Raw genomic sequence first — 23,412 nt, forward strand, 5'->3', positions numbered from 1 at the left:
TCCCCTTCGTGCAGTCAGTTCCTCTGCTGTGCTGGGGTCTCCGTCGGCCGGCGCCCCGGCAAGGGCGCCGGCCGGCGACTGCGAGTCATATGGAGCAGATAGTGATCATCTCTTTCGTACGACGACGAAGTCCGCGAGCGCTGTGAGCTGCGCCCGCACGGTCTGCGGCATGTCGATGCGGTGCAGCGCCTCGATGGCGACCGCATGCTGTCGACGGGCCTCCTGGGCGGTCCACTCGCGGCCGCCCGCCTCCTCGATGAGTGCCGCACGGGCGGCGAACTCCTCCTCGGAGAAGCTCTCGAAATCGCTGCTCTTGGCGTCGGCGGCGAGCAGTTCGCCCAGGCGCTCCGATGCCGGACCGCCCGCGGCGAGCGCGGCGACGACCGGCAGGGACTTCTTGCGCTGGCGCAGGTCGCTCCAGGTCTGCTTGCCGGTGGACTCGGGGTCGCCCCAGATGCCGAGCAGATCGTCGACAGCCTGGAAGGCAAGACCGAGGTGGTATCCGTACGCCTCCAGGGTGTCGGCGGTCCGGTCGTCGGCGCCGCCGAGCACCGCGCCGATGGAACAGGCGCAGGCGAGCAGGGCGCCGGTCTTGTTGCCCTCCATCTCCAGGCACTCCTCGACGGTGACCCGCTCGCGGTGCTCGTAGGAGATGTCCTGGGCCTGCCCGTCGATGAGCTTGCGGCTGGCCGCGGTCAGCCGGCGGGTCGCGCGGCCCGCCTCGACGGTGCCGAGCTCCAGCAGGACCTCGTTGGCGAGGGCGAAGAGCGCGTCGCCGACCAGGATCGCCTGGGCGGGGCCGTGCACCTTCCAGACGGTGTCGCGGTGGCGGCGCTGTTCGTCGCCGTCCATCAGGTCGTCGTGCAGCAGCGAGAAGTTGTGCACGAGTTCGACGGCCACTGCGCCGGGTACGCCGGCCTCCGCCGGGGCGCCTGCGGCCTCCGCGGACAGCAGGGCGAGGGCCGGGCGGACGGCCTTGCCCCCGTCGCCGTCGGCGGGCTGTCCCTGGGCGTCGATCCAGCCGAAGTGGTAGGCGGCGACGGTGTCCATGGGCGGTGCGAGCCGGTCAACGGCGGCCCGGAGCACCGGCGTGGAAAGGGCCCGTCCGCGCTCCAGAAGCGCGGTGACGTCCGTGGTGTCGGCCACGGTGTCGAAAGCCGGATTCGCCGGGGTCACTGACTCTCCTCTTGTTCCGGTGGTACTGCTCATGCCGCCTCCTGCAGCGGATGTTCATGGGGGCGGCCGAGCGCCCGGAGGGCGGCTTCGGCCGCGCTGAACCCGCTGCGGACGGCGCCCTCCATCGTCGCGGGCCAGCCGGTGGCCGTCCATGCCCCGGCCAGGCTGAGGCCGGGCGCACGGGTGCGGGCACCGGGCCGCAGCCGGCCGACTCCGGGGGCGGGGGCGAAGGTCGCCGTGCGCTCCCGGGTGACGAAGAAGTCCCTGATCCCTGCCCCGCGGGCGGCCGGCAGGAGCCGCTCCAGCTCGGGCAGGTAGCGGGTGCGCAGCTCGGCGACGGGGAGGTCGATCTCCTCGTCGGCGGCGGACTGGGACACGGCGAGGTACTGCCCGGGGCCGGTGAGCCCGGAGGCGTCGGTGCGGTCGAAGACCCACTGGACCGGGGAGCCGAGCGCGGCGAAGAACGGGCGGCGCAGCACCTTGCGGTCGTAGACGACGTGCACGTTGAGGATCGGCGAGGTGCCGATGTCGAGCAGCCGCTCCGGCGCGTCGAGTGCGCCTTCGGGCAGCAGGTCGTAGGTCTCGCGCTGCGGGACGGCGAGGACGACGGTGTCCGCCTCGATCCGTTCGCCGCCGGTGTCCACGATCCAGCCGCCATCCCCCGTACGGGTGATGGCTGAGGCCTTCGTGCGGAGTTCGGTGCGGACCGATGCGGAGTCGAGGGCCTTCCGGGCCAGCGTGTCGTGCACCTCGCCGAGGGGCACGCTCGCCCAGCCGATGTCGGCGGCGCCGGGTTCGGAGAGGAGTCCGGTCTTGAAGACCTTCGCGGCCAGGGCCAGCGAGGAGTTCGGTGCGGTGGCGTTCAGCGTGGCGACGCCGACCAGGTCCCAGAGTGCCTCGATGGTGCGCGGCGACTGGCCGTGCCGGGCGAGCCAGCTGCCGAAGTCGACGGTGTCAAGCGCGGGGTCGTCGGGGTCCAGGCGGCCGAGCGCCAGCGCGGCGCGGCCGACTCCGGCCCGTTCGGCGAGCGAGAGGTGCGGATAGCCGGCCAGTCCGGCGGCGAGGTGGAAGGGCACCGGCAGTGCGTTGCGGCGCAGCCGTCCCAGCCGGGGGCCCGAGGGCCGTCCGACGTCGAGGACCGGCACGTCCAATCGGTTCTGCAGCGGTGCCAGGCTCGTCCCGTCGATCCGGTCGAGAAACCAGCGGTAGGCGGTGCAGCAGCGCAGATAGACATGCTGCCCGTTGTCGACCGTCAGCTCGCCGCGCCGGAAGGAGAAGGCGAGGCCGCCGAGCCGGGGCCGGCCTTCGAGCAGGGTCACGTCAAGCCCGGCGTCGGCGAGACGCAGGGCCGAGGTGATTCCGGCGAGCCCGCCACCGATCACGACCGCGCGGGAGGAGCGCGGGGCGTCGTCCGTCATGCGTCCTCCTTTCGCCAGGTCACTTCAGTCAGGGACGCATCAGCGCAGCGGAGGGTTGACCGCCGGGCGGTTCGGGTCTCCGTGCTGCACATGGTGCGCGAGATGTCCGCACGTCGCATCAGACACGCCCCCTGGTCGTGCGCCGGGAGATGTACCGGGCGTCGAGCCCGGACAGCCCGCGCACCGCTACGTAGGCCTTCTCGTGGCCCGGCAGCGAGACCCGGCCGCGCAGCACCGCCTCGGGGTCGCGCTCGATCCGGTCGAGCAGCCGCCGGTAGATGCCCGCCATGGCCGCGACACACGCGCCGCTGCGCCGGTCCAGCATGGGCAGCAGCCGGTAACCCTCGGCGAACAGGGCGCGGGCGCGCCGCACCTCGAAGTGGACGAGGCCCGCGAAGTCGGCGCCGGGCGGCGGGGTGGCCCGGTGGAAGCCGGCCGAGCAGCCGAACTTGGCGAGGTCGTCGGCGGGCAGATACGTACGTCCGTTGCCCGCGTCCTCGCGGACATCGCGCAGGATGTTGGTCAGCTGGAGCGCGAGGCCGAGGGTGTCGGCGTACTCCGCGGCCCGGTCGGCGCCCGGGGCGCCGGGCTCGGTACCGAAGACGCCCAGGCTGAGGCGGCCGATGGCACCCGCGACACAGCGGCAGTAGACCTTGAGGTCGTCCCAGGTCTCGTACGTCGCACCACGCACGTCCATCAGCACGCCGTCGATGAGCTCGTCGAGCCCGCCGAGCGGGAGCGGGAACCTGCGCGCGGCGTCGGCGAGCGCGACGGCCACCGGGTCGGTGTCGTCCTCGTCGACCGCTCCGTCCCGGATCCGGTCCAGGATGCCGCGGGTGCTCTCCAGGCGGGACCGCTTGGTGTCCGCGTCCAGCTCGCCGTCGCCGATGTCGTCGACCCGACGGGAGAAGGCGTACAGCGCCGACATGGCCTGCCGCTTCTCGGCCGGCAGCAGCCTGATGCCGTACGCGAAGTTACGCGCCTGCTGTCCGGTGACCGCCTCGCAGTAACTGTATGCGGCCTGTACCGGTGCCGACATGTACGTCGTCTGTCCCTCCACGGTCCGGCTCACCCCTCTCTACGCGCTCTTCGCAAGACAACTCCCACCTCGCGCAGCAGGCTGGGCTTGGTGGGCTTGGGCGGTCCGGGCAGTACGTCGAACCCGGCAGCCGCGATCGCGGTGAGGGCGGCGCGCCCCCCTCCCACGAATCCGGCGAGAAGCAGCTTGAGCCTGCCGTGGACGCTACCCACCAGGGGGGTGCCTTCATTCAGCAGTTCCCGAGCGCGTTCCGCTTCGTACGCGACCAGTGAACGCACCGATGCGCTCCCCGAGGGGGCGGCGAGATCGGTTTCGCCGACATGGAACCGCGCCATGTCGTCGGCGGGGAGATAGATCCGGTCGCGGCCGAGGTCCTCGGTGACGTCCTGGAGGTGCTCGACGATCTGCAGGGCGGTGCAGACGGCGTCGGAGCGGCGGATGCGCTCGGGGCTGGCGGTGCCGGTGATCTGCAGGACCAACCGGCCCACCGGGTTGGCGGAGAGCTCGCAGTAGGCCAGGAGCTCCTCGTACGTCCCGTAGCGGCGGACCTTCTGGTCCTGCCGGTTCGCCTCGACGAGGCCGAGGAAGGGTTCCGGGGTGAGCGCGCAGCGCCGCACGGTGGGGACCAGGGCGCGCAGCAGGGGGTGGCCGGGACCGTCGCCCGAGGTGTCGAAGACCCGGTGCAGATCGGCCTCGAAGGCGTCGAGCATGGCGAGCCGGTCGTCGGCCTGCGCGGGATCGAGGCCGAGATGGCGGGCGTCCGCGCCGCCGGGGGCGAGATCGCCGTCGCCGATGTCGTCGACCAGGCGTGCGTAGCCGTAGACGGCCATCAGGTCGTCACGCCAGGCGCGGGGCAGGAAGAAGGGGGCTACGGGGAAATTCTCGTCCGCGGCCTTGTCGAGAGTGCTGGGCACGACGTCGTCGGGGTGCGTCTGCCGGGTACGGGTCACCACGGACCGCCCGGCGCTGGGACGGCGTGAGCACCTCGGAGCTGGAGATTTTCCGTCATTGCCGTCACATCTCCCGTTCTACACTGCTGACCCAAAACATCCCATTCCGGACACGCCGCCCGCTCTGCCGAGTGCGGAGCACTGCCTACGGGCCGTACAGCCAGGCACTATCGCCCCACTTGCCTCGAATCAGCACCGCTACAGCTTACGTTGTACAACGCTCATCCATACGGCGGGGTGTTGGGCGCGTTGCGGCAACGCCGTCCGCCCCGCCAACCTTCCCCGCACACAAGCCGGTTGACGTCATCCGACGGGACGAGATCCTGCCCGGGACATACTGCCGGGCGCGAAGAGCACCGGCGGAGGTCCACGATCCGGACGCCGAGGCGGCCTCCGCCGGAGAGCTCCGACGGAGGCCGCCTCGGTGGCGCGGAACCGGACGGACCGCTACTTTCCGGTCTCGCGCTCGTACGCCTTGAGCACCTCGTCCGTCGGACCGTCCATCAGCAACTCGCCCTTTTCCAGCCACAGCACCCGGTCGCAGGTGTCGCGGATGGACTTGTTGCTGTGGCTGACCAGGAAGACGGTGCCGGCCTCCTTGCGGAGCTCCCTGATGCGCTTCTCGGAGCGGATCTGGAACTTGCGGTCACCGGTCGCCAGCGCCTCGTCGATCATGAGGACGTCGTGGTTCTTGGCGGCGGCGATGGAGAAGCGCAGCCGCGCGGCCATGCCGGAGGAGTACGTACGCATCGGCAGGGTGATGAAGTCGCCCTTCTCGTTGATCCCGGAGAAGTCGACGATCCCCTGGTAACGCTCGCGGATCTCCTCGCGCGACATGCCCATCGCGAGGCCGCCGAGCACCACGTTGCGCTCGCCGGTCAGATCGCTCATCAGCGCCGCGTTCACCCCGAGCAGCGAGGGCTGCCCGTCGGTGTAGACCTTGCCGTGCTCGGTCGGGAGCAGACCGGCGATGGCCCGCAGCAGCGTCGACTTGCCGGAGCCGTTGGTGCCGATGAGGCCGATCGCCTCGCCTCGGTAGGCGGTGAAGGAGACACCGCGGACGGCGTGCACCTTGCGCACCCCGCGCGATTCGCCCTTGCCGCGGCGCATGATCCGGCTCAGCGCCGCGGTGGCGCTGCCCTTGCCGCCGCCGGCGCCGTTGACGCGGTACACGATGTGCACATCGTCGGCGATGACGGTGGGGACGCGCCCCGGAGTCTTGTCGTCAGCCACGGCCGTACCGTTCCTCTGCCTTCCAGAAGTACACGAAGCCCACCAGACCGATCAGGACCGCCCAGCCGAGCGCCACGACCCAGACGTGCGCCGGCAGGTTCTCCGAGCCGTAGCCGTCGATCAGCGCGAAGCGGATCAGGTCCATGTAGACGGCCGCCGGGTTGTACTGCAGCACGTCGGCGATCCAGGCCGGCTTGTCCTTGAGCATCACCGGGATGGAGAACATGACGCCCGAGGCGTACATCCAGGTCCGCATCACGAACGGCATCAGCTGTGCGAGGTCCGGGGTCTTGCTGCCGAGCCTGGCCATGATCAGCGCCAGGCCGGTGTTGAAGACGAACTGCATGACCAGCGCCGGAATGATCAGCAGCCACGACAGGCTCGGGTAGCTGCCGAAGGCGACGGCCACGGCCCCGAGCACGATCATCGAGAACAGCAGCTGCTGGAGCTGCTGGAGCGAGAACGAGATGGGCAGCGAGGCGCGCGGGAAGTGCAGCGCCCGGACCAGTCCCAGATTCCCGGAGATCGCCCGCACGCCCGCCATCACCGAACTCTGGGTGAAGGTGAAGACGAAGACGCCGGTCACCAGGAACGGGATGAAGACATCCTGGGTCATCCCCTTCCGGGTGCCCAGGATCAGCCCGAAGATCAAGTAGTAGACCAGGGCGTTGAGCAGCGGTGTGGCCACCTGCCACAGCTGGCCCAGCTTCGCCTGGCTGTACTGGGCGGTCAGCTTCGCCCTGGAGAACGCCATGATGAAGTGGCGCCGGCCCCAGAGCTGCCGGATGTACTCGAAGAGCCCTGGCCGGGCGCCGCTCACCGTCAGGCCGTACTTGGCGGCCAGGGCGGCCGAGGTCAGGCCGTCGTCGGCGGATGGTGGGGTGCTCAATGCCACCGCACCATCATGGGTTGTGTCACTCACCAGATGAAACTCTCGTATTCAAGATGCGCAGCCGGTCGCGGGCGCGGCTCGGAGCGGACAGGTCCCGTGGAGAAGAAAACGTACGTCCCATGCTCTCAGAGGAGAGCCTCTCAGATCACCGGAGGTCGGCCGAGTCTGGTCAGCCGCCACACCGTGCGCCATCTCATCGGACGGCGGGTTCCGCACGGCGTCGCCCAGCCCTCCCGGAAACCGCCGAGCCACGCCTTGAGCGCCGGGCCCGAGGGCCTGCGGACCAGGGTGAGCAGCAGCCACACCCCGAGGTAGACGGGGACCAGCGGTGCGGGCAGATTGCGACGGGCCAGCCAGACCCGGTTGCGGGCCACCATGCGGTGGTACACCGCGTGCCGCGAGGGGGCGGTCGTCGGGTGGTTGAGGACCATGTCCGCGCGGTAGTCGATCATCCAGCCGGCGTCCAGTGCCCGCCAGGCGAGGTCGGTCTCCTCGTGCGCGTAGAAGAACTGGCCGGGCAGCGGCCCGACCTCGGCGATGACCTTGGTCCGTACGGCGTTGGCGCCGCCCAGGAAGGTCGTCACGCGTGAGGAGCGCATCGGATCGGAGGCGCGCAGGCGCGGCACGTGGCGGCGCTGCGTGACCCCGGTGTCCGGGTCGGCGATGCGGAAGCTGATGATGCCGAGACCGGGATCGGCCTCGAATGCCTGCCGGCACAGCTCGGCGGTGTCGCCGAGCGGCAGCAGTCCGTCGTCGTCGAGGAAGAGCAGGGCGTCCACGTCGGCACCGGACGGGCCGAACGCCTCGATCCCGACATTGCGGCCGCCTGGGATGCCCAGGTTCTCGGGCAGCTCGACGGTCCGCACTCCCGCGGGGACGGCCGGCACGGGGGCGCCGTTGCCGACGACCACCACCTCGATCCGGTCGCCGTCCTGCCGGGCGACCGAGTCGAGCAGGGCGCGGAGCTCGTCGGGGCGGTTGCCCATCGTGATGACGACCGCGCCGAGCTTCATGGGCGTGCTCACTTCAGCCTGCTCGACGCCAGGATCGACACGAGGTGCAGGAGCGTCTGGAGCAGCGCGATGCCGGCCAGCACCGCGACCATGAGACGGCTGAAGAACAGGTCGTCGCGGACCGCGTCGAGGACGGCCGCCACCAGGACGACCAGGGACGCCTCGACCCCGAGGATGAGCCGGTGGAACTTGAGCGCGCCGGCGGCCCGGCGGGCGAACGCCATGCCGGACGAGCGCGGCTCCGAGGCGGCCTCCTTGACCGGCGGCAGGCCGCCCTGGTGGCGTGCGACGCCGACGAGGTCGGTCTCGGCCTTGATCAGGATGGCGCCGAGCGCCGCGAGCGTGCCGAGGAAGGCCCAGAGCCAGTCGATCCGCCCGGTGCCCCACAGGTCGGCGGCGCGCAGGCCGAAGCCGACCAGCACGGCCGCGTCGCAGAGGTACGCGCCGACCCGGTCCAGGTAGACCCCGCCCAGCGAGAACTGCTTCTTCCAGCGGGCCACCTCGCCGTCGACGCAGTCGAGCAGCAGGTAGAGCTGGACCGCGAGCACTCCGAGCAGCGCGCCGGGAATGCCGGGGACGAGCAGGGCCGGTGCGGCGAGCACGCCCGCGACCGTCATCACGTAGGTCAGCTGGTTGGGCGTGATCCTGGTGTTCACCAGGTGCCGGTCGATGCGCAGCGAGATCTCGCGCATGTAGAGCCGACCCGCCCAGTGCTCACCGCTGCGCCGGTCCTTCACACCCGGGGGGTGCACGACCGGACGGAGTTCAGCTATGGATGGCTTTTGCATAGTCGGCGTACGCGTCCCTGATCTGGTCGGTGGACAGGTTGAGGTGTTCCAGGATCGTGAAGCGCCCCGGACGGGTCTGCGGGGCGTAGTCGACGGCCTGGACGAACTCGTCGGCGGTGAAGCCGATCTCTTCGGGCACGACCGGCAGCCCGTGGCGGCGCAGGGTGGCCGCCATGTGCAGCGACTCCTCGCGGGCGCCGCGCAGATACATGGCGAAGCAGGCGCCGAGGCCGACCTGCTCGCCGTGGCTGGCCGCCCGCCTGGGGTACAGCAGGTCGAAGGCGTGGTTGATCTCGTGGCAGGCGCCGGAGGCCGGCCGGGAGTCCCCGGCCACGGACATCGAGATGCCGGTGAGCACGAGGCCCTCGGCCAGCACCTTGAGGAAGGCGTCGTCGGCGATCCCACCGGGGTGGCGCAGCACCGCCTCGCCCGCCTGCCGGGCCATGGCCGCCGCGAGTCCGTCGATCTCCTCGCCCTTGACCTCGTGGGCGAGCTCCCAGTCGGCCACGCAGGAAATGTTGGAGACCGCGTCGCCGATGCCGGAGCGCACGAAGCGGGCCGGTGCCTGGCGGACGATGTCGAGGTCGATGACCACGGCGATCGGGGTGGGTACCCCGTAAGAGCCCCGGCCGTTGTCGTTGTCGAGCGTCGCGACGGGTGAGCAGAGGCCGTCGTGGGCGAGGTTCGTCGCCACCGCGACCATGGGCAGCCCGACCCGCGCCGCCGCGTACTTCGCCACGTCGACGATCTTGCCGCCGCCGAGGCCGACCACGGCGTCGTACCGGTTGCCCTTGATGTCGTCGGCCAGCTTGACCGCCGAATCGAGGGTGCCGTCGCTCACGGAGTACCAGTGAGCGCCGGGCAGCGCGGGGGTCAGCCGCTCGCGCAGGGCCCGTCCCGAGCCGTCGCTTATCGCGACGGCGAGCTTGCCGGAGGCGGAGATCCGCTGGTCCGCGAGGAGGCCGGCCAGATCGTCCAGGGCGCCGCCACGGATGTCGACGACGACCGGGGACGGGATGAGCCGGGTCAGTACTGGCACGCGATCTCACGGCCCTTCGCGAGGTCGTCGTGGTTGTCGATCTCCACCCACGTGACTTCGCCGATGGGGGCCACGTCGACGGTGAAGCCGCGGTTCACGAGCTCCTGGTAGCCGTCCTCGTAGTAGAGGTCGGGGTCGCGCTCGAAGGTCGCCTTCAGGGCGTCCGCGAGCTCCTCGGCGGCCTCGGGCTCGATGAGGGTGACGCCGATGTACTCGCCGGTCGCGGTGGCCGGGTCCATCAGCTTGGTGATGCGCCGCACACCCTTGCCGTCCTCGGTGATGACCTTCATCTCCTCGTCGGCGAGGTGCTTCACCGTGTCGAGGGCGAGGATGATCTTCTGGCCGTCGCCCCGGGCGGCGAGCAGGGTCTTCTCGACGGAGACCGGGTGGACGGTGTCGCCGTTGGCCAGGATCACGCCGCGCTTCAGAACCTCACGGGCGCACCACAGGGAGTAGGCGTTGTTCCACTCCTCGGCCTTGTCGTTGTCGATCAGGGTGAGGGTCACGCCGTACTTGGCCTCGAGCTCGGCCTTGCGGTCGTACACGGCTTCCTTGCGGTAGCCGACGACGACGGCGACCTCGGTGAGGCCTATCTCCGCGAAGTTGGCCAGCGTGAGGTCCAGGACCGTCTTCGCAGCGCCGTCCTGTTCAGGGCCCACAGGCACGAGGGCCTTCGGAAGCGTGTCGGTGTAGGGGCGCAGACGCCGTCCTGCACCGGCTGCCAGTACGAGGCCGATCATGCGGGTTCTCCTTCGTCGTGAACGGCGGGTGCTCCGGAGGACACCCAGAAGCGGATGGACTCCACGAGCACCACCAGTGCCACCGCCACCGCGAGTGCGGTGAGTGCCACGGTGAAAGCCGAATGCTGAGTGAATACGGCGGCGAGTACGGCCACCACCAGGGTGCGGCCCTCGTGCCCACCGATCGTGCGTACCAGCCACCGGGGCGGCGCGCCGGTGCCGCCGCGAATGCGGTACACCGTGTCGTAGTGATGGTAGGCGACGGCCGAGACCAGCCCGAATGCCGCCGGAAGGGCGCCCGGGACATCGCTGCGGGCCGCGAGGACCAGGACCGTGCAGTACTCGGCCGCCCTGAATATCGGGGGCACGAGCCAGTCCAGCGCACCCTTGAGGGGCCGGGAGACGGCCATGCCCGAGAGCATCGCGTAGACCACCGCCGCCAGGATGGTGTGCCAGCTGCCGAAGGGCTGCGAGAACGCGGAGGCGATCATGAGCACCCCGGCGAGCAGGGCCGTGATCGGGGCGCTCCAGCTGCCGCCGAGCCGGGGCCCGAAGGCGGCGGCGGCCTCGGCCAGCGGGCCGGAGTCGGCGAGGTCCGCGAGGGCCTGGGCGGCGCGGTCGGTGCGCTCGGCCTTGCGGGTCAGCGAGCGCAGCAGCCGGCCGGCGGTGGTGTAGCAGGCGGCGAAGGCGCAGCCGACGAGCAGTGCGTAGAAGACGATCCGGGGCGTGGTCACCGCGGTCAGCACCGCGATCATCGCCCAGCGCTCACCGATCGGCAGCACTATCATCCGGCGCGCCCAGACGGTCCAGCCGACGCTGTCGAGCCGGTCGGAGAGCGCCGCCGTGGGGCTCGAGTTGGCCACCGCGTCGTGGTTGGCCTCGTTGAACGAGAAGTCGATGACATGCCGGCAGGCCTGGAGCACCATCGCGCCCAGGGCCAGCGCCCATACGTCGTCACCGCCGCGGGCGGCGCCGAGCGCGAGGCCCGCGTAGTAGGCGTACTCCTTGGCCCGGTCGAAGGTCGCGTCCAGCCAGGCGCCCATCGTCGAGTACTGGAGCGAGTAGCGGGCGAGCTGCCCGTCGGTGCAGTCCAGGACGAAGGAGAACAGCAGCAGCACGCCGGCCGCGATGTAACCGCCGCGGGTGCCGGTCGCCGCACTGCCGGCCGCGATCAGCGCGGTCAGCAGGGACGCGGTGGTGACCTGGTTCGGCGTGAGGCCGCGGCGGGCGCACCAGCGGGCGATGTAGCGGGAGTACGGGCTGATGAAGAACGTGGTGAAGAAGCCGTCGTGGGCCTTCACCGCGCTGCGCAGCCGCACCGCCTCGTCGTCGACCGAGGCGAGGGCGCTCTCCGCCTCGGCGCGCGCGGGTGCGTCCGTCGGCACGGCGGCGACCAGCGAGCCCAGCTCGGGGCGCTGCACCGCGGTGCCCTCGGCGTCCATGGTGACGGCGAGGCGGCCCGGCACGGTGCGGTCTGTGACCGGTGCGGTGGACGGGCCCGTGGGCAGGCCTGCGCCAACGGCCTCGGCCGTGGTATCCAGGGCCCGGACGAGCGCGGGGCGCGCCTCGGGCTGCGCGGTGAGCGCGCCCGGGACGGTGGCCGCGGGGAAGCGGGGGTCGGTCAGTCCGAGCCGGAGGGCGTGGACATGGCCGACGAAACGGGGGTCGACCAGTGCGACCCGGCGGTCGGCGGGGACGGCCGAGAGCAGCCGTGCTGCCTCGGTCACATCGGCAGCGACCTGTACGTCGAAGCCCAGTGAACGCAGGTCGTCCGCGAGCGACGACCCGGGTACCGGTGCACCGGTGAGGATGGCGGTCGACAGACGAACTCACTCCTTGGTGCTGACGGGGTCGGCGCGCGACTGTGCGGCCCGGATGCGGGCCGGCGGCACGTCGGCAGAGGCTATCGGATGAACGGAAGCGCGAGTTCACCGACCGTTTGCGCCCCGTTCGGGGTGGACCGGCATCATCCGGCGCCGCCCGCGATCATCATCGTCGATCGCCGCCCCGCCTGACAAAACGCGTCGGTACGGCCCCGGCCCGTCCTGCCGCGCCACCTTCCTGACCTGCAAGCATTTCCGCAGGTCAGAGCATATGACAACGGTGTTCAGTGCCGTGTTGCCGGATACCCCCCACCCGTAGTTCACTGGCAGTGCCCGGGCCGACCGCGTCCGGGACCGCGAGACGACCGGGAGGCGTTCCCCATGGGGGCAGGGCACGACCACGGGCACACACACGGCGGGCCGCCGCCCACCGGCACTGCGGCCGCCGCGTACCGGGGGCAGCTGCGCATCGCGCTCTGCATCACGCTCACCGTGATGGTCGTGGAGATCGTCGGCGGGGTGCTCGCCGACTCGCTCGCGCTGATCGCCGACGCGGCCCACATGGCGACCGACGCCCTCGGCCTGGGCATGGCGCTGCTGGCGATCCACTTCGCCAACCGCCCGGCCGGGGTGAACCGCACCTTCGGCTACGCCCGTGCCGAGATCCTGGCGGCACTGGCCAACTGTCTGCTGCTGCTCGGGGTGGGCGGCTTCCTGCTCTTCGAGGCCGTCGAGCGCTTCATCACCCCGGCCGAGACCAGGGGCGGGCTGACGATCGCCTTCGCCCTGGTCGGCATGGCCGCCAACATGGTCTCGCTGTCGCTGCTGATGCGCGGGCAGAAGGACAGCCTCAACGTGCGCGGCGCCTATCTGGAGGTGCTCGCGGACACGCTCGGCTCGTTCGCGGTGCTGGTCTCGGCGGGGATCATCCTGGCCACCGGCTGGCAGGCCGCCGACCCTATCGCCTCGCTGGTCATCGGCCTGATGATCGTCCCGCGCACCGTGAAGCTGCTCAGGGAGACACTCAACGTGCTGCTGGAGTCGGCGCCCAAGGGGGTCGACATGGGGGAGGTGCGCGCCCACATCACCGCCCTGCCCGGCGTGCTGGACGTCCACGACCTGCATGCCTGGACGATCACCTCGGGCATGCCGGTGCTCTCCGCCCATGTGGTGGTGCGCCAGGACATGCTCGACTCGATCGGGCACGAGAAGCTCCTCCATGAGCTGCAGGGCTGCCTCGGTGACCATTTCGACGTGGAGCACTGCACCTTCCAGCTGGAGCCGAGCGGCCATGCCGAGCACGAGGCGAAGCTCTGCCACTGAGCGGCCGGTCCGACGGCCCCGTGCGCGGGGCCGTGTAGGGTATTCGCAGAGGCGTTCGGCCTCCCCATGTGCGAGAGAGGAGCTGAGGTTGATGACCGTCGCGAAGGCGCCCGTCCGGCGCAGCATCCGGTCCTTCCTCATCTCCCGGGTTCTCGGCTAGCACCACGACTCGCAACGGGTCGACCCGTTGGCCGGAGCCCTCGTACACCAAGGGTTCCCACGTTGAGCGACAACGATCACGCCGTCCGTACCGAGGCGTTCTTCTCCCTGCATCACGGTCTGCCCCGGCAGTGCCCCGGCTCCGATGCCACCACCCGGCGGCTGCTGGAGCTCACCGGCCCGCTGCCGCGCCGTCCGCGCGTCCTGGATCTGGGCTGCGGGCCCGGCCGTGCCGCGCTGCTACTCGCCGCCGAGGCCGGTGCCGAGGTGACCGCCGTCGACCTCCACCAGCCGTTCCTCGACGAACTGCGCGAGGCGGCCGGGGCCCGCGGGCTCGGCGACCGCATCCGTACGGTCCGGGCCGACATGGCGGAGCTGACCGGCCCCGATTTCCCCGACGGGTCGTTCGACCTCGTCTGGGCCGAGGGGTCGGCGTACATCATCGGTTTCGACACCGCGCTGCGTGACTGGAAGCGGCTGCTCGCCCCGGGCGGCTGCCTGGTCGTCAGCGAGTGCGTCTGGACGACGGACGCTCCGACGGCCGAGGCGCGCGCCTTCTGGGAACAGGAGACGTCGATGCGTCCCGTGGCGGGCAACGCCGCGGCGGCCGTCGCGGCCGGCTACCACGTCCTCGGGGCACGGGTGCAGCCCGACAGCGACTGGGACGAGTACTACGTCCCGCTCGCCGAGCGCGTCGAGACCGCCGAGGTGTCCGCTCCCGGCATGGCGTGGGCGCTCGCGGCGACCCGCGAGGAGCTGGCCATGCGGCGCGACCACGGCACGGAGTACGGCTACGCCGGCTATGTGCTGCGCCCCGCCGACCCTCGCTGGGCGACCCGGGCGGAGACGGCGGCGGACACGGCGGCCGTGCACGCCGTCAACGCCGCCGCGTTCCCGACGCCGGACGAAGCGGCTCTCGTCGACGCGCTGCGCGCCGATCCGGCGGCCTGGCTGCCCGGCCTCGCCCAGGTGGCGACGGACGGCCCGGACGGGGACATCGCGGCCTACGCGCTGCTGACCCGGTGCCGGGTCGGGGACGCACCGGCGCTCGCGCTGGCCCCGGTGGCCACAGTCCCGGAGCGCCGGCGCCGGGGGGCGGGGCAGGCGGTGGTGCGCGCGGCGCTCGACGCGGCGAGGCTGCGCGGCGAGTCACTCGTCCTGGTGCTCGGTCACCCCGAGTACTACCCGAAGTTCGGCTTCGTACCGGCGTCGCGGTACGGGATCCGGCCGGGCTTCGACGTCCCGGACGAGGCGATGATGGCCCTGGTACTGGACGAATCCGTGCCGGTGCCACAGGGCACGATCCGTTATCCGGCCGCCTTCGGCGTCTGACGCACCGTCCGGTCCCGCCGCGCGTCACGGCGTGGCGGGACCGGACATGCCAGACCCCCGCGGTGCGGACAAGCGGCTTTTGTACGGCAGACTTGACCGGAATCGACGGGACCGGCGCACCGGGCCGGGACCATAGCGAAGGATGGGTATGCCGACCACACCAGCCACCGCGGCGCACAGCTCGTCGAACGGCACAGCAGAAATGATCATGCTCGAACTGGTCGACGAGGACGGCACCACCATCGGTACGGCGGAGAAGCTCGCCGCCCATCAGCCACCCGGTCAGCTGCACCGTGCCTTCTCCGTGTTCCTCTTCGACGAGCAGGGCAGGCTGCTGCTCCAGCGCCGTGCGCTCGGCAAGTACCACTCCCCCGGTGTCTGGTCGAACACCTGCTGCGGCCACCCCTACCCCGGTGAGGCGCCCTTCGCCGCCGCCGCCCGGCGTACGTACGAGGAGCTCGGGGTCTCGCCCTCCCTGCTGGCCGAGGCGGGCACGGTCCGCTACAACCACCCGGACCCGGCCTCGGGCCTGGTGGAGCAGGAGTTCAACCATCTCTTCGTGGGCATGGCGCAGGACCGGCTCGACCCGGACCCGGAGGAGGTCGGTGAGACGGCGTTCGTGACGGCCGACGAGCTCGCCGAGCGGCACGCCCGGTCGCCGTTCTCGGCCTGGTTCATGACGGTGCTGGACGCCGCGCGTCCGGCGATCAGGGAGCTGACGGGACCGTCCGCCGGCTGGTGACGGGCGGACGGCACCGGGGGCGCCGTCGGGTACGGGCGGTCAGGGGCGCGGGGTCAGCGGCAGCGCCGCCCAGATGATCTTTCCGCCGCCTGCGGTGTGCTCCACATCGCAGGCCCCGCCCGCTTCCCGGGTGATCTCCCGGACCAGCAGCAGACCGCGTCCGCCGGTCTGCGCATAGTCCGTCTCCAGGGCCGTCGGCCGGTAGGGGTGGTTGTCCTCGACGGACACCCTGATCCACTCCTCGCCGACGGCCACCTCGACGGCCAGCTCCGGCGAGAGCAGCGCGGCATGCTTCACCGCGTTGGTGACCAGCTCGGAGACGATGAGCAACAGGCCCTCGGCGACGTCGTCGTCCAGCGGCACGCCCTGGCGCTTCAGCAGATCGCGCACCGCGTGCCGGGCCTGCGGTACGGATACGTCCACGGCCGGAGCGGTGAACCGCCAGACTCCCTCGTACGGGACGGGCCGGGCGGGGACACTCCCGCGGCTCTCCATAGTCCGGTACCCGCTCTCCACTCGATGGTGACTGCACGTCGAGTACAGAGTGCGGGGCGTAGTTGGTCCGGACCGTGCCACTGAACAGAATTCGACCTCTATCGACGGATTTTGGCCGGACAGAACGCTGAAGGCTCAGCCTTTGGACCGTTTCTGTTCGTCTCCTCGGGGTTGGCCGGGCAGCTCGTCGGTCACCCTCTGTTCCGAGACCATCGAGACGATGCGGCGGCCGCCCACCCCCATGGCGATCAGGCCGAGGCCGTCGAAGAGCAGTGCCAGCGAGAAGAAGAGACCCAGCACGTAGAGGCTGCTGTGCGGCCAGTCGAAGAGCACCAGCAGCCCCAGCAGCAGGCCGAAGGCGCCTTGCAGCAGCGTCCAGCCGAACTGCGGGCCGCGCACCACGACGCTGCCCACCAGGCGGAACACCCCGCCGGTCAGGAAGAGCAGCGCAGCGAACATGGTCAGCGCCTCGGCGGTGCCGTGCGGGTGGCGGATGACGACGACCCCGGCGGCGATGTTCAGCGCGGCCACCACGACGCCCAGCCAGAAGTAGTCGCTGCCACGGGAGTCGATGGCGTGCAGCAGCCCGACGATGCCGCCGATCAGCAGCAGCCAGCCGAACAGGATCATCGAGGTCAGCGTCGCGACGCCGGTGTAGACGAGACCGACCAGACCGGCCACGACGAGCAGGGTGCCGAGCAGGGCGAGCCAGCCGAAGCTGCGGCTCAGTCTCCTGCCCTCGGTTGCGGGATCTGCCACGGGAAGCTCCTCACGGTGCGTGCCTGGTCCCAGACCCCTTCTTGATCATAGGTTCGAACCGTACGGATAGCATCCGGCACATGGACCGTACGGAACCCGGGCTGGAGCACACCGTCGCGGACGGCGTAGCCACCGTCGTGATCAGCAATCCCGCCAAGCGCAACGCGATGACGGCCACGATGTGGAGCGCGCTGCCCGGTCTGCTGGAGCGGCTCGCCGCCGACCCCGAGGTCCGGGTGCTGGTGCTGACGGGCGCCGGGGACACCTTCTGCGCCGGCGCGGACATCTCCTCGCTCCGGGACCCGGTGGGCGACCCGCAGGCGCTCGCGGTGGCGGCCGAGGAGGCGCTGGCCGCGTTTCCCGGGCCGACGCTCGCGGTGATCCGGGGCTACTGCGTGGGCGGTGGCAGCCAGTTGGCGGCCGCCTGCGACCTGCGGTTCGCCGAGGAGGGGGCCTCCTTCGGTGTCACGCCGGCCAAGCTCGGCATCGTGTACGCCGCGTCGTCGACCCGGCGGCTGGTGGCGCTGACCGGCCCGGCCACCGCGAAGCACCTGCTGTTCTCCGGCGAGCTGATCGACACCGCGCGGGCGCTGCGTACCGGCCTGGTCGACGAGGTGCTGCCGGCCGGCGAGCTGGAGAAGCGGGTCGAGGCGTACACGCGGACCCTGACGGCCCGCTCGCGGCTGACGCAGGCGGCGGCGAAGGAGTTCGCCGACGGGCGCCGCGACCGGGACGCGCACTGGTCGCGGCAGGCACGCCTCAGCGGCGACACCGCCGAGGGTGTCGCCGCCTTCCTGGAGCGGCGCGAGCCCCGCTTCACCTGGACGACCGGGGCCTGACGGCCCGCGCCCGCGCGCTACTGGAGGAGGTAGTGGCGCTGGGCACGGAACTTCTCGACCATCGCCGCCGGGGCCTTCTCCGGCGAACCCGCGTCGTACGGCGGCTGCGGGTCGTACTCGGTCAGCAGCTGTACGGCCAGGGCGTGCTCGTCGCCCGCGATCCGGCCGGCCAGGGTGAGCCCCATGTCGATGCCGGAGGAGACGCCCGCCGCGGTGACGTACTTGCCGTCGATGACGACCCGCTCACCGGTCGGCTCGGCGCCGAGCTCCTCCAGTACGTCCAGCATGAGCCAGTGCGAGGTGGCCCGGCGGCCGGTCAGCAGTCCGGCCGCGGCGAGCAGCAGCGAGCCGGTACAGACGGAGGTGGTCCAGGTGCTGGTGGCATCGGCGGCGCGCAGCCAGCCGAGCAGCGCCTCGTTCTCCATCTGGTCGCGCTGGCCGGGGCCGCCGGGCACCACCACCACGTCGGGCGCGGGCACATCGGCGAAGGCCTTGTCGGCGACGAGCGTGAGGCTGTCGGTGTCGTTGCGCACGGGGCCGGTCCGTTCGGCGACGAACACGGTCTCGGCGCCGGGGGTGCGGGCGAGCATTTCGTGCGGGCCCACCGCGTCGAGTGCGGTGAAGCGGTCGAAGAGGACGATGGCGATCTGCATGGGTTCCCTTTCACGTTCGCGGTCGATCTCACGTTCGCGGTCGATCGAGTGCGGGTCGGCGGTCAGCCGGCCACGGATGGGTGCGGAAGCGTCGGCGGTATTCGGCGGGCGCGGTGCCCAGGGCCTTGATGAACGCGCGGCGCATGGCCTCCGGGGTGCCGTAGCCGCAGGCACGCGAGATGCCGGTGACACCGTCGGTGGTGTCCTCCAGCAGCCTGCGGGCCTGTTCCAGGCGTACGCGGTCGACGTAACGGCCCGGCGTGAGGCCCGTCTCCGCCTGGAAGGCGCGCGCGAAGTGCCGGGGCGAGAGGCGGGCGCGGGCGGCGAGCGCCTCGACGCAGAGGTCCTCGCCGGGGTTCTCGGTGATCCAGTGCTGGACCTCGCGCAGGGGTTCGCGCCGGGCGGTCTGGGCGGAGAGCTGGGCGCTGAACTGGGCCTGGTTGCCCGGTCTGCGCAGAAAGACCACCAGGTGCCGTGCGACGGTGAGCGCGATGTCCCTGCCGTGGTCCTCCTCGACCAGCGCGAGGGCCAGGTCGATTCCGGCGGTGACCCCGGCGGAGGTGGCGAGCCTGCCGTCGCGTACGAAGATCGGATCCGGGTCGACCTCGACGGCCGGGTGGTTGCGCGCGAGGTGGTCGCAGACCGTCCAGTGCGTGGTCACCCGGTGCCCGTCCAGCAGTCCGGCCCCGGCGAGCAGCAGCGCGCCGGTGCAGACGGAGACGAGCCGTTCGGCGTGCGGGGCGTGTTCGCGCAGCCAGTCGACGAGTGCCGGGGCGGGGTCGCGGGTGCCCTCGCCGCCCGGGACGAGCAGGGTGTGGGGCGGCCCGGCGTCGGCGAGGCTGCTGTCCGGGACGAGGACGAGGCCGCTGCAGGTGCGGACCGGGGCGCCGTCGAGCGAGGCGGTGCGCAGTCCGTACCCGGCCCCGGGAAAACGGGAGGCCCCGGCGAAGACCTCCACCGGCCCGGTGACATCGAGGCTCTGCACGCCGTCGTAGAGGACGACGAGTACGGATCGCTGCGTCATGACCGCCATCCTGGTCGGCCCCGACCATGGCCGCAATGACGAAGAACCCACCTTTCCTGCCATCGCGCGGTGGTCGGGAACTGGGCGCCGCACCGGGGTTACCGCGCGTACCGACCAGTCGGTAATGTGCCCGCATGAGTACTCTGCCGCCGCGCGCCGGACGCCGCTGCCACAACGCCATCAACCCGCTGCACTCGACGGTCTACTTCTCCCCCGACCTCGGCAAGGAGCTCGGGGAGCTCGGCATCGACGACTCGAACGCCGCCTACTTCGCCGCGCGTTCGGCGGCGATGGGTGCCGTCGGGCCGGGCTCGGTCACCGCCGCGTTCTACAACTTCAATCACGACCTCGTCGCCCGGCACCTGCCCGCCGTGTGGTCCGTCGCCTCACCGCAGGCGGTCCTGGACGCCCGGCTGCGCGCCGCCGACACCACCCTTCGCCGGCTGCTGGGCGAGGAGATCATCGCTTCCCCGGAACTGGCCGAGGCGGCGGAGCTCGCACTGCGCGCCGCCGAGGGGTGCACCCGACACGCCCGGCCGCTCTACGCCGCCCACGCCGATCTCCCGGTGCCCGAGCAGCCGCACCTGGCGTACTGGCACGCCGGCACACTGCTGCGGGAGCACCGCGGCGACGGCCATCTCGCCGCACTGCTGACCGCCGGGCTCGACCCGCTCGAGGCATTGGTCAGCCACACCGCGAGCGGCAAGGGGATGTCCCCGCGCTGGGTGCTCGCCACCCGCGGCTGGCACCGCGACGACTGGGACGCGGCGCGCGAGCGGCTGCGCGGGCGCGGACTCCTGGACGCCGACGGCGAGTTGACGGAGGCCGGCGTCGTGCTCCGCTCGGAGCTGGAGGAGGCCACGGACCGGATGGACGCGGCGCCGTACGAGCACCTGGGCGCCGAGGGTGTGGAGCGGCTGACCGAGCTGGCGCGCGGGTTCCTGTTCACGGCGGCGTCGGCGGGCGCGTTCCCGGACGGCCTGATGGGCAAGGACTGAACCGCCGCCCCGCCCGATCCGTACGACAGGCCCTGGGGTGGTCGGGCGACACGGCGCCCGGCCACCCGGCACAATGCAGGCGAAGGGGCCCAGCCCCGGCAAGCACAGCCAGTAGAGCCAGTACGAGAAGGCGAGTCGGTAGAACCGTGACGACGTCCATCGAAGGCAGGATCGCCGAGGAGCTCGGCGTACGCGAACGGCAGGTGAAGGCGGCCGTCGAGCTGCTCGACGGCGGGTCGACCGTGCCGTTCATCGCGCGCTACCGCAAGGAAGCGACCGAGATGCTCGACGACGCGCAGCTGCGCACGTTGGAGGAGCGGCTGCGGTATCTGCGGGAGCTGGAGGACCGCCGGACGGCGATCCTCGACTCGGTGCGCGAGCAGGGCAAGCTGGACGAGGCGCTGGAGGCGCAGATCCGGGCCGCCGACACCAAGGCGCGCCTTGAGGACATCTATCTGCCGTTCAAGCCCAAGCGGCGCACCAAGGCGCAGATCGCCCGGGAGGCAGGGCTCGAACCGCTCGCCGACGGCCTGCTCGGGGACCCGTCGGTGGAGCCGCTCGCCGCTGCCGCCGCCTTCGTCGACGCCGACAAGGGCGTCGCGGACGGTGCGGCGGCGCTGGAGGGGGCCCGTGCCATCCTCACCGAGCGGTTCTCCGAGGACGCCGATCTGATCGGTGAGCTGCGTGAGCGCATGTGGACGCGCGGGCGGCTGGCGGCCAAGGTGCGGGACGGCAAGGAGGAGGCGGGCGCGAAGTTCGCCGACTACTTCGACTTCGCCGAGCCGTTCACCGCGCTGCCCTCGCACCGGGTGCTCGCGATGCTCCGGGGCGAGAAGGAGGACGTGCTCGACCTGGTCATGGAGCCGGAGGGGCCTTCCGAGACCCCGGGGCCGTCGACGTACGAGAACATGGTCGCCCGGCGCTTCGGCGTGGCCGACCGCGGCCGCCCCGGCGACAAGTGGCTCGGCGACACCGTGCGGTGGGCGTGGCGGACCCGGATCCTGGTGCACCTCGGCATCGATCTGCGGCTGCGGCTGCGCACCGCGGCGGAGGACGAGGCGGTACGCGTCTTCGCGTCGAACCTGCGCGATCTGCTGCTCGCCGCGCCGGCCGGGACGCGGGCCACGCTGGGGCTCGACCCCGGTTTCCGTACCGGTGTGAAGGTCGCCGTCGTCGACGCGACCGGCAAGGTCGTCGCGACGGACGTCATCCACCCGCACGTCCCGGCCAACAAGTGGGACCAGTCGCTGGCCACGCTGGAGCGGCTGGCGAAGGCCCACGACGTCGACCTGATCGCGATCGGCAACGGCACGGCTTCCCGCGAGACGGACAAGCTGGCCGGTGAACTCATCGACAAGCATCCGGAGTTGAAGCTCACCAAGGTGATGGTTTCCGAGGCCGGCGCCTCGGTGTACTCGGCTTCGGCCTTCGCCTCGCAGGAACTCCCCGACATGGACGTGTCGTTGCGCGGGGCGGTCTCCATCGCGCGGCGGCTGCAGGACCCGCTCGCCGAGCTGGTGAAGATCGATCCGAAGTCGATCGGGGTCGGCCAGTACCAGCACGACCTGTCCGAGGTGAAGCTGTCGCGCTCGCTGGACGCGGTCGTCGAGGACTGTGTGAACGGTGTCGGCGTCGACGTCAACACCGCGTCCGCACCGCTGCTTTCGCGGGTTTCGGGGATCGGCTCGGGGCTTGCGGAGAACATCGTCGCGCACCGCGACGCCAACGGCCCCTTCCGGTCCCGCAAGGCGCTCAAGGACGTGGCGCGGCTGGGCCCGAAGGCGTACGAGCAGTGCGCGGGCTTCCTGCGCATCCGGGGCGACGATCCGCTGGACGCGTCGAGCGTGCACCCGGAGGCGTATCCGGTGGTGCGGGCGATGGTGAAGCGGACCGGCGGCGACGTCGCCTCGCTGATCGGCAACACGGGGGTGCTGCGCTCGCTGCGGGCGGACGACTTCGTGGACGAGAAGTTCGGTCTGCCGACGGTCTCCGACATCCTGAGGGAGCTGGAGAAGCCGGGGCGCGACCCGCGGCCCGCGTTCAAGACGGCCACCTTCAAGGAGGGCGTCGAGAAGATCGGTGATCTGGCGTCCGGCATGGTGCTGGAGGGCGTCGTCACCAATGTCGCGGCGTTCGGTGCGTTCGTGGACATCGGTGTGCACCAGGACGGCCTGGTGCACGTGTCGGCGATGTCGCGGACGTTCGTGAAGGACCCGAGGGACGTCGTGAAGCCGGGCGACATCGTGAAGGTCAAGGTCATGGACGTCGACGTGCCTCGGAAGCGGATCTCGCTGACGCTGCGGCTGGACGACGAGGCCGCGGCCGGTGCGGGCTCCCAGGGCGGCGGCCAGCGGCGCGAGCGGGGTGAGCGCGGCAGCCAGGGCGGCCGGCCGCCGAGGCAGCGCCAGGGTCAGGGCGGCCAGGACCGCGACCGGCGCGGTGGCAGCGGTGGCGGCTCCGCCCGGCAGGCGCCGGCGCCGGTGAACAGCGCGATGGCGGACGCGCTGCGCCGGGCCGGGCTGACGGACCCGGACCGGGGCGGCCGGAAGCGGTAGCTGTAGCGGCAGCAGTCACGCACGACCTGGCGGCGGTGGAGTATCTGGCGGACCGGATCGCGGTGATGTACCTGGGCCGGATCGTCGAAGCAGGCCCCGGCGGCCGAGCTGTTCGCCGCGCCGAAGCACCCGTACACCCAGGCGCTGCTGCCGGATCGTGCTCGGCGGTGACCTGCCCAGCCCGCTGGACCCGCCGCCCGGCTGCCACTTCCACACCCGGTACCCGCCGGCCACCGACCGGTGCCGTACCCAGTCGCCCGAGCTGCGCACGCTGCCCGGGGAGGCCGGTCCGGACGCGGCCCCGCGCCAGGTGGCGTGCCACCTCGTGGCGGACGACGGCACCGTGCCGGATGCCGCGAAGGCAGCCGCGTAACACCGGGGGCAGATACGCCGGAGCCCGTCCACCGCGTGGTGGACGGGCT

21 protein-coding genes and 1 pseudogene are annotated in these 23,412 nt (G+C 71.6%); 7 read left to right on the forward strand and 15 right to left on the reverse strand.

Translation table 11 applies throughout. From position 1 onward, the window contains the following. Nucleotides 1-105: 105 nt before the first annotated feature. The 11 genes from OG842_RS05475 to OG842_RS05525 all read right to left on the reverse strand — a co-directional run bounded on the left by OG842_RS05475 (nt 106) and on the right by OG842_RS05525 (nt 12,054). Nucleotides 106-1,209 carry a polyprenyl synthetase family protein gene (locus tag OG842_RS05475; RefSeq protein WP_266727924.1) on the reverse strand — a complete coding sequence of 368 codons (1,104 nt, stop codon included), beginning with the start codon at nt 1,207-1,209 and terminating at the stop codon, nt 106-108. After that, the gene (hpnE, locus tag OG842_RS05480) at nt 1,206-2,594 is read right to left on the reverse strand and encodes a hydroxysqualene dehydroxylase HpnE (protein ID WP_266727926.1); all 1,389 of its coding nucleotides are present in this window, start codon (nt 2,592-2,594) and stop codon (nt 1,206-1,208) included. The genes OG842_RS05475 and hpnE overlap by 4 nt, the downstream gene beginning before the upstream one ends. A 118-nt stretch (nt 2,595-2,712) precedes the next feature. Continuing rightward, on the reverse strand, nt 2,713-3,633 hold the full coding sequence (hpnD, locus tag OG842_RS05485; RefSeq protein WP_328512086.1) for a presqualene diphosphate synthase HpnD: 921 nt from the start codon (nt 3,631-3,633) through the stop codon (nt 2,713-2,715). A gap of 29 nt (nt 3,634-3,662) precedes the next feature. Then, a complete protein-coding gene (gene hpnC, locus OG842_RS05490) occupies nt 3,663-4,583 on the reverse strand; it encodes a squalene synthase HpnC (protein ID WP_266727930.1) in 921 nt (306 codons plus the stop codon). A gap of 447 nt (nt 4,584-5,030) precedes the next feature. Continuing rightward, the gene (locus OG842_RS05495) at nt 5,031-5,816 is read right to left on the reverse strand and encodes an ABC transporter ATP-binding protein (RefSeq protein ID WP_266727932.1); all 786 of its coding nucleotides are present in this window, start codon (nt 5,814-5,816) and stop codon (nt 5,031-5,033) included. After that, nucleotides 5,809-6,738 (reverse strand): ABC transporter permease, encoded by a 930-nt coding sequence (locus OG842_RS05500; protein ID WP_266727934.1) that lies wholly within the window; start codon nt 6,736-6,738, stop codon nt 5,809-5,811. Before OG842_RS05500 ends, OG842_RS05495 begins: the two co-directional genes overlap by 8 nt. A 110-nt stretch (nt 6,739-6,848) precedes the next feature. Then, nucleotides 6,849-7,721: a glycosyltransferase family 2 protein gene (locus OG842_RS05505; protein WP_266733445.1), complete on the reverse strand. Its 873-nt coding sequence runs from the start codon at nt 7,719-7,721 to the stop codon at nt 6,849-6,851. Between the two features lie 8 nt (nt 7,722-7,729). Then, nucleotides 7,730-8,509 (reverse strand): CDP-alcohol phosphatidyltransferase family protein, encoded by a 780-nt coding sequence (locus OG842_RS05510; protein WP_266727936.1) that lies wholly within the window; start codon nt 8,507-8,509, stop codon nt 7,730-7,732. Continuing rightward, entirely contained in the window at nt 8,487-9,548 is a 1,062-nt protein-coding gene (locus OG842_RS05515) for an iron-containing alcohol dehydrogenase family protein (RefSeq protein ID WP_266727938.1), read from the reverse strand. Before OG842_RS05515 ends, OG842_RS05510 begins: the two co-directional genes overlap by 23 nt. Continuing rightward, nucleotides 9,536-10,288 carry a phosphocholine cytidylyltransferase family protein gene (locus OG842_RS05520; RefSeq protein ID WP_266727940.1) on the reverse strand — a complete coding sequence of 251 codons (753 nt, stop codon included), beginning with the start codon at nt 10,286-10,288 and terminating at the stop codon, nt 9,536-9,538. Before OG842_RS05520 ends, OG842_RS05515 begins: the two co-directional genes overlap by 13 nt. After that, nucleotides 10,285-12,054: a DUF5941 domain-containing protein gene (locus tag OG842_RS05525; RefSeq protein ID WP_266733446.1), complete on the reverse strand. Its 1,770-nt coding sequence runs from the start codon at nt 12,052-12,054 to the stop codon at nt 10,285-10,287. Before OG842_RS05525 ends, OG842_RS05520 begins: the two co-directional genes overlap by 4 nt. A gap of 438 nt (nt 12,055-12,492) precedes the next feature. Between OG842_RS05525 and OG842_RS05530 the strand changes: the two genes are divergently transcribed. The 3 genes from OG842_RS05530 to idi all read left to right on the forward strand — a co-directional run bounded on the left by OG842_RS05530 (nt 12,493) and on the right by idi (nt 15,667). Beyond that, nucleotides 12,493-13,434 (forward strand): cation diffusion facilitator family transporter, encoded by a 942-nt coding sequence (locus tag OG842_RS05530; RefSeq protein ID WP_266727942.1) that lies wholly within the window; start codon nt 12,493-12,495, stop codon nt 13,432-13,434. A gap of 222 nt (nt 13,435-13,656) precedes the next feature. Next, on the forward strand, nt 13,657-14,925 hold the full coding sequence (locus OG842_RS05535) for a bifunctional class I SAM-dependent methyltransferase/N-acetyltransferase (protein WP_266727944.1): 1,269 nt from the start codon (nt 13,657-13,659) through the stop codon (nt 14,923-14,925). Between the two features lie 148 nt (nt 14,926-15,073). Beyond that, nucleotides 15,074-15,667, forward strand: coding sequence for an isopentenyl-diphosphate Delta-isomerase (gene idi / locus OG842_RS05540; RefSeq protein ID WP_266727946.1), 594 nt, complete (start codon nt 15,074-15,076; stop codon nt 15,665-15,667). 39 nt (nt 15,668-15,706) lie between these two features. Here the strand turns inward: idi and OG842_RS05545 are convergent, their stop codons facing one another. Together OG842_RS05545 and OG842_RS05550 are read right to left on the reverse strand one after the other, a co-directional pair. Continuing rightward, complete coding sequence (locus OG842_RS05545; protein WP_266727948.1) at nt 15,707-16,162, reverse strand: ATP-binding protein; 456 nt, start codon at nt 16,160-16,162, stop codon at nt 15,707-15,709. Between the two features lie 135 nt (nt 16,163-16,297). Further along, nucleotides 16,298-16,921, reverse strand: a complete 624-nt coding sequence (locus OG842_RS05550; RefSeq protein ID WP_266727950.1) for an HdeD family acid-resistance protein — start codon at nt 16,919-16,921, stop codon at nt 16,298-16,300. Between the two features lie 80 nt (nt 16,922-17,001). On the opposite strand from OG842_RS05550, the gene OG842_RS05555 reads away from it, so the two are divergent. Next, the gene (locus tag OG842_RS05555) at nt 17,002-17,760 is read left to right on the forward strand and encodes an enoyl-CoA hydratase/isomerase family protein (RefSeq protein WP_266727952.1); all 759 of its coding nucleotides are present in this window, start codon (nt 17,002-17,004) and stop codon (nt 17,758-17,760) included. A gap of 17 nt (nt 17,761-17,777) precedes the next feature. Here the strand turns inward: OG842_RS05555 and OG842_RS05560 are convergent, their stop codons facing one another. Then, nucleotides 17,778-18,413, reverse strand: coding sequence for a DJ-1/PfpI family protein (locus OG842_RS05560; protein ID WP_266727954.1), 636 nt, complete (start codon nt 18,411-18,413; stop codon nt 17,778-17,780). 28 nt (nt 18,414-18,441) lie between these two features. Next, nucleotides 18,442-19,437 carry a GlxA family transcriptional regulator gene (locus OG842_RS05565; protein WP_266727956.1) on the reverse strand — a complete coding sequence of 332 codons (996 nt, stop codon included), beginning with the start codon at nt 19,435-19,437 and terminating at the stop codon, nt 18,442-18,444. 134 nt (nt 19,438-19,571) lie between these two features. On the opposite strand from OG842_RS05565, the gene OG842_RS05570 reads away from it, so the two are divergent. From OG842_RS05570 to OG842_RS05580, 3 genes and pseudogenes are all read left to right on the forward strand, one after another. Further along, nucleotides 19,572-20,435 (forward strand): SCO6745 family protein, encoded by an 864-nt coding sequence (locus tag OG842_RS05570; RefSeq protein ID WP_328512087.1) that lies wholly within the window; start codon nt 19,572-19,574, stop codon nt 20,433-20,435. A 146-nt stretch (nt 20,436-20,581) separates the two neighbouring features. Further along, entirely contained in the window at nt 20,582-22,990 is a 2,409-nt protein-coding gene (locus OG842_RS05575) for a Tex family protein (RefSeq protein ID WP_328512088.1), read from the forward strand. Between the two features lie 14 nt (nt 22,991-23,004). Next, nucleotides 23,005-23,363: pseudogene (locus tag OG842_RS05580) on the forward strand (oligopeptide/dipeptide ABC transporter ATP-binding protein); the annotation flags it as partial. Between the last annotated feature and the right edge of the window lie 49 nt (nt 23,364-23,412).

Source organism: Streptomyces sp. NBC_00376 (assembly GCF_036077095.1).
Classification (GTDB): Bacteria; Actinomycetota; Actinomycetes; order Streptomycetales; family Streptomycetaceae; genus Streptomyces.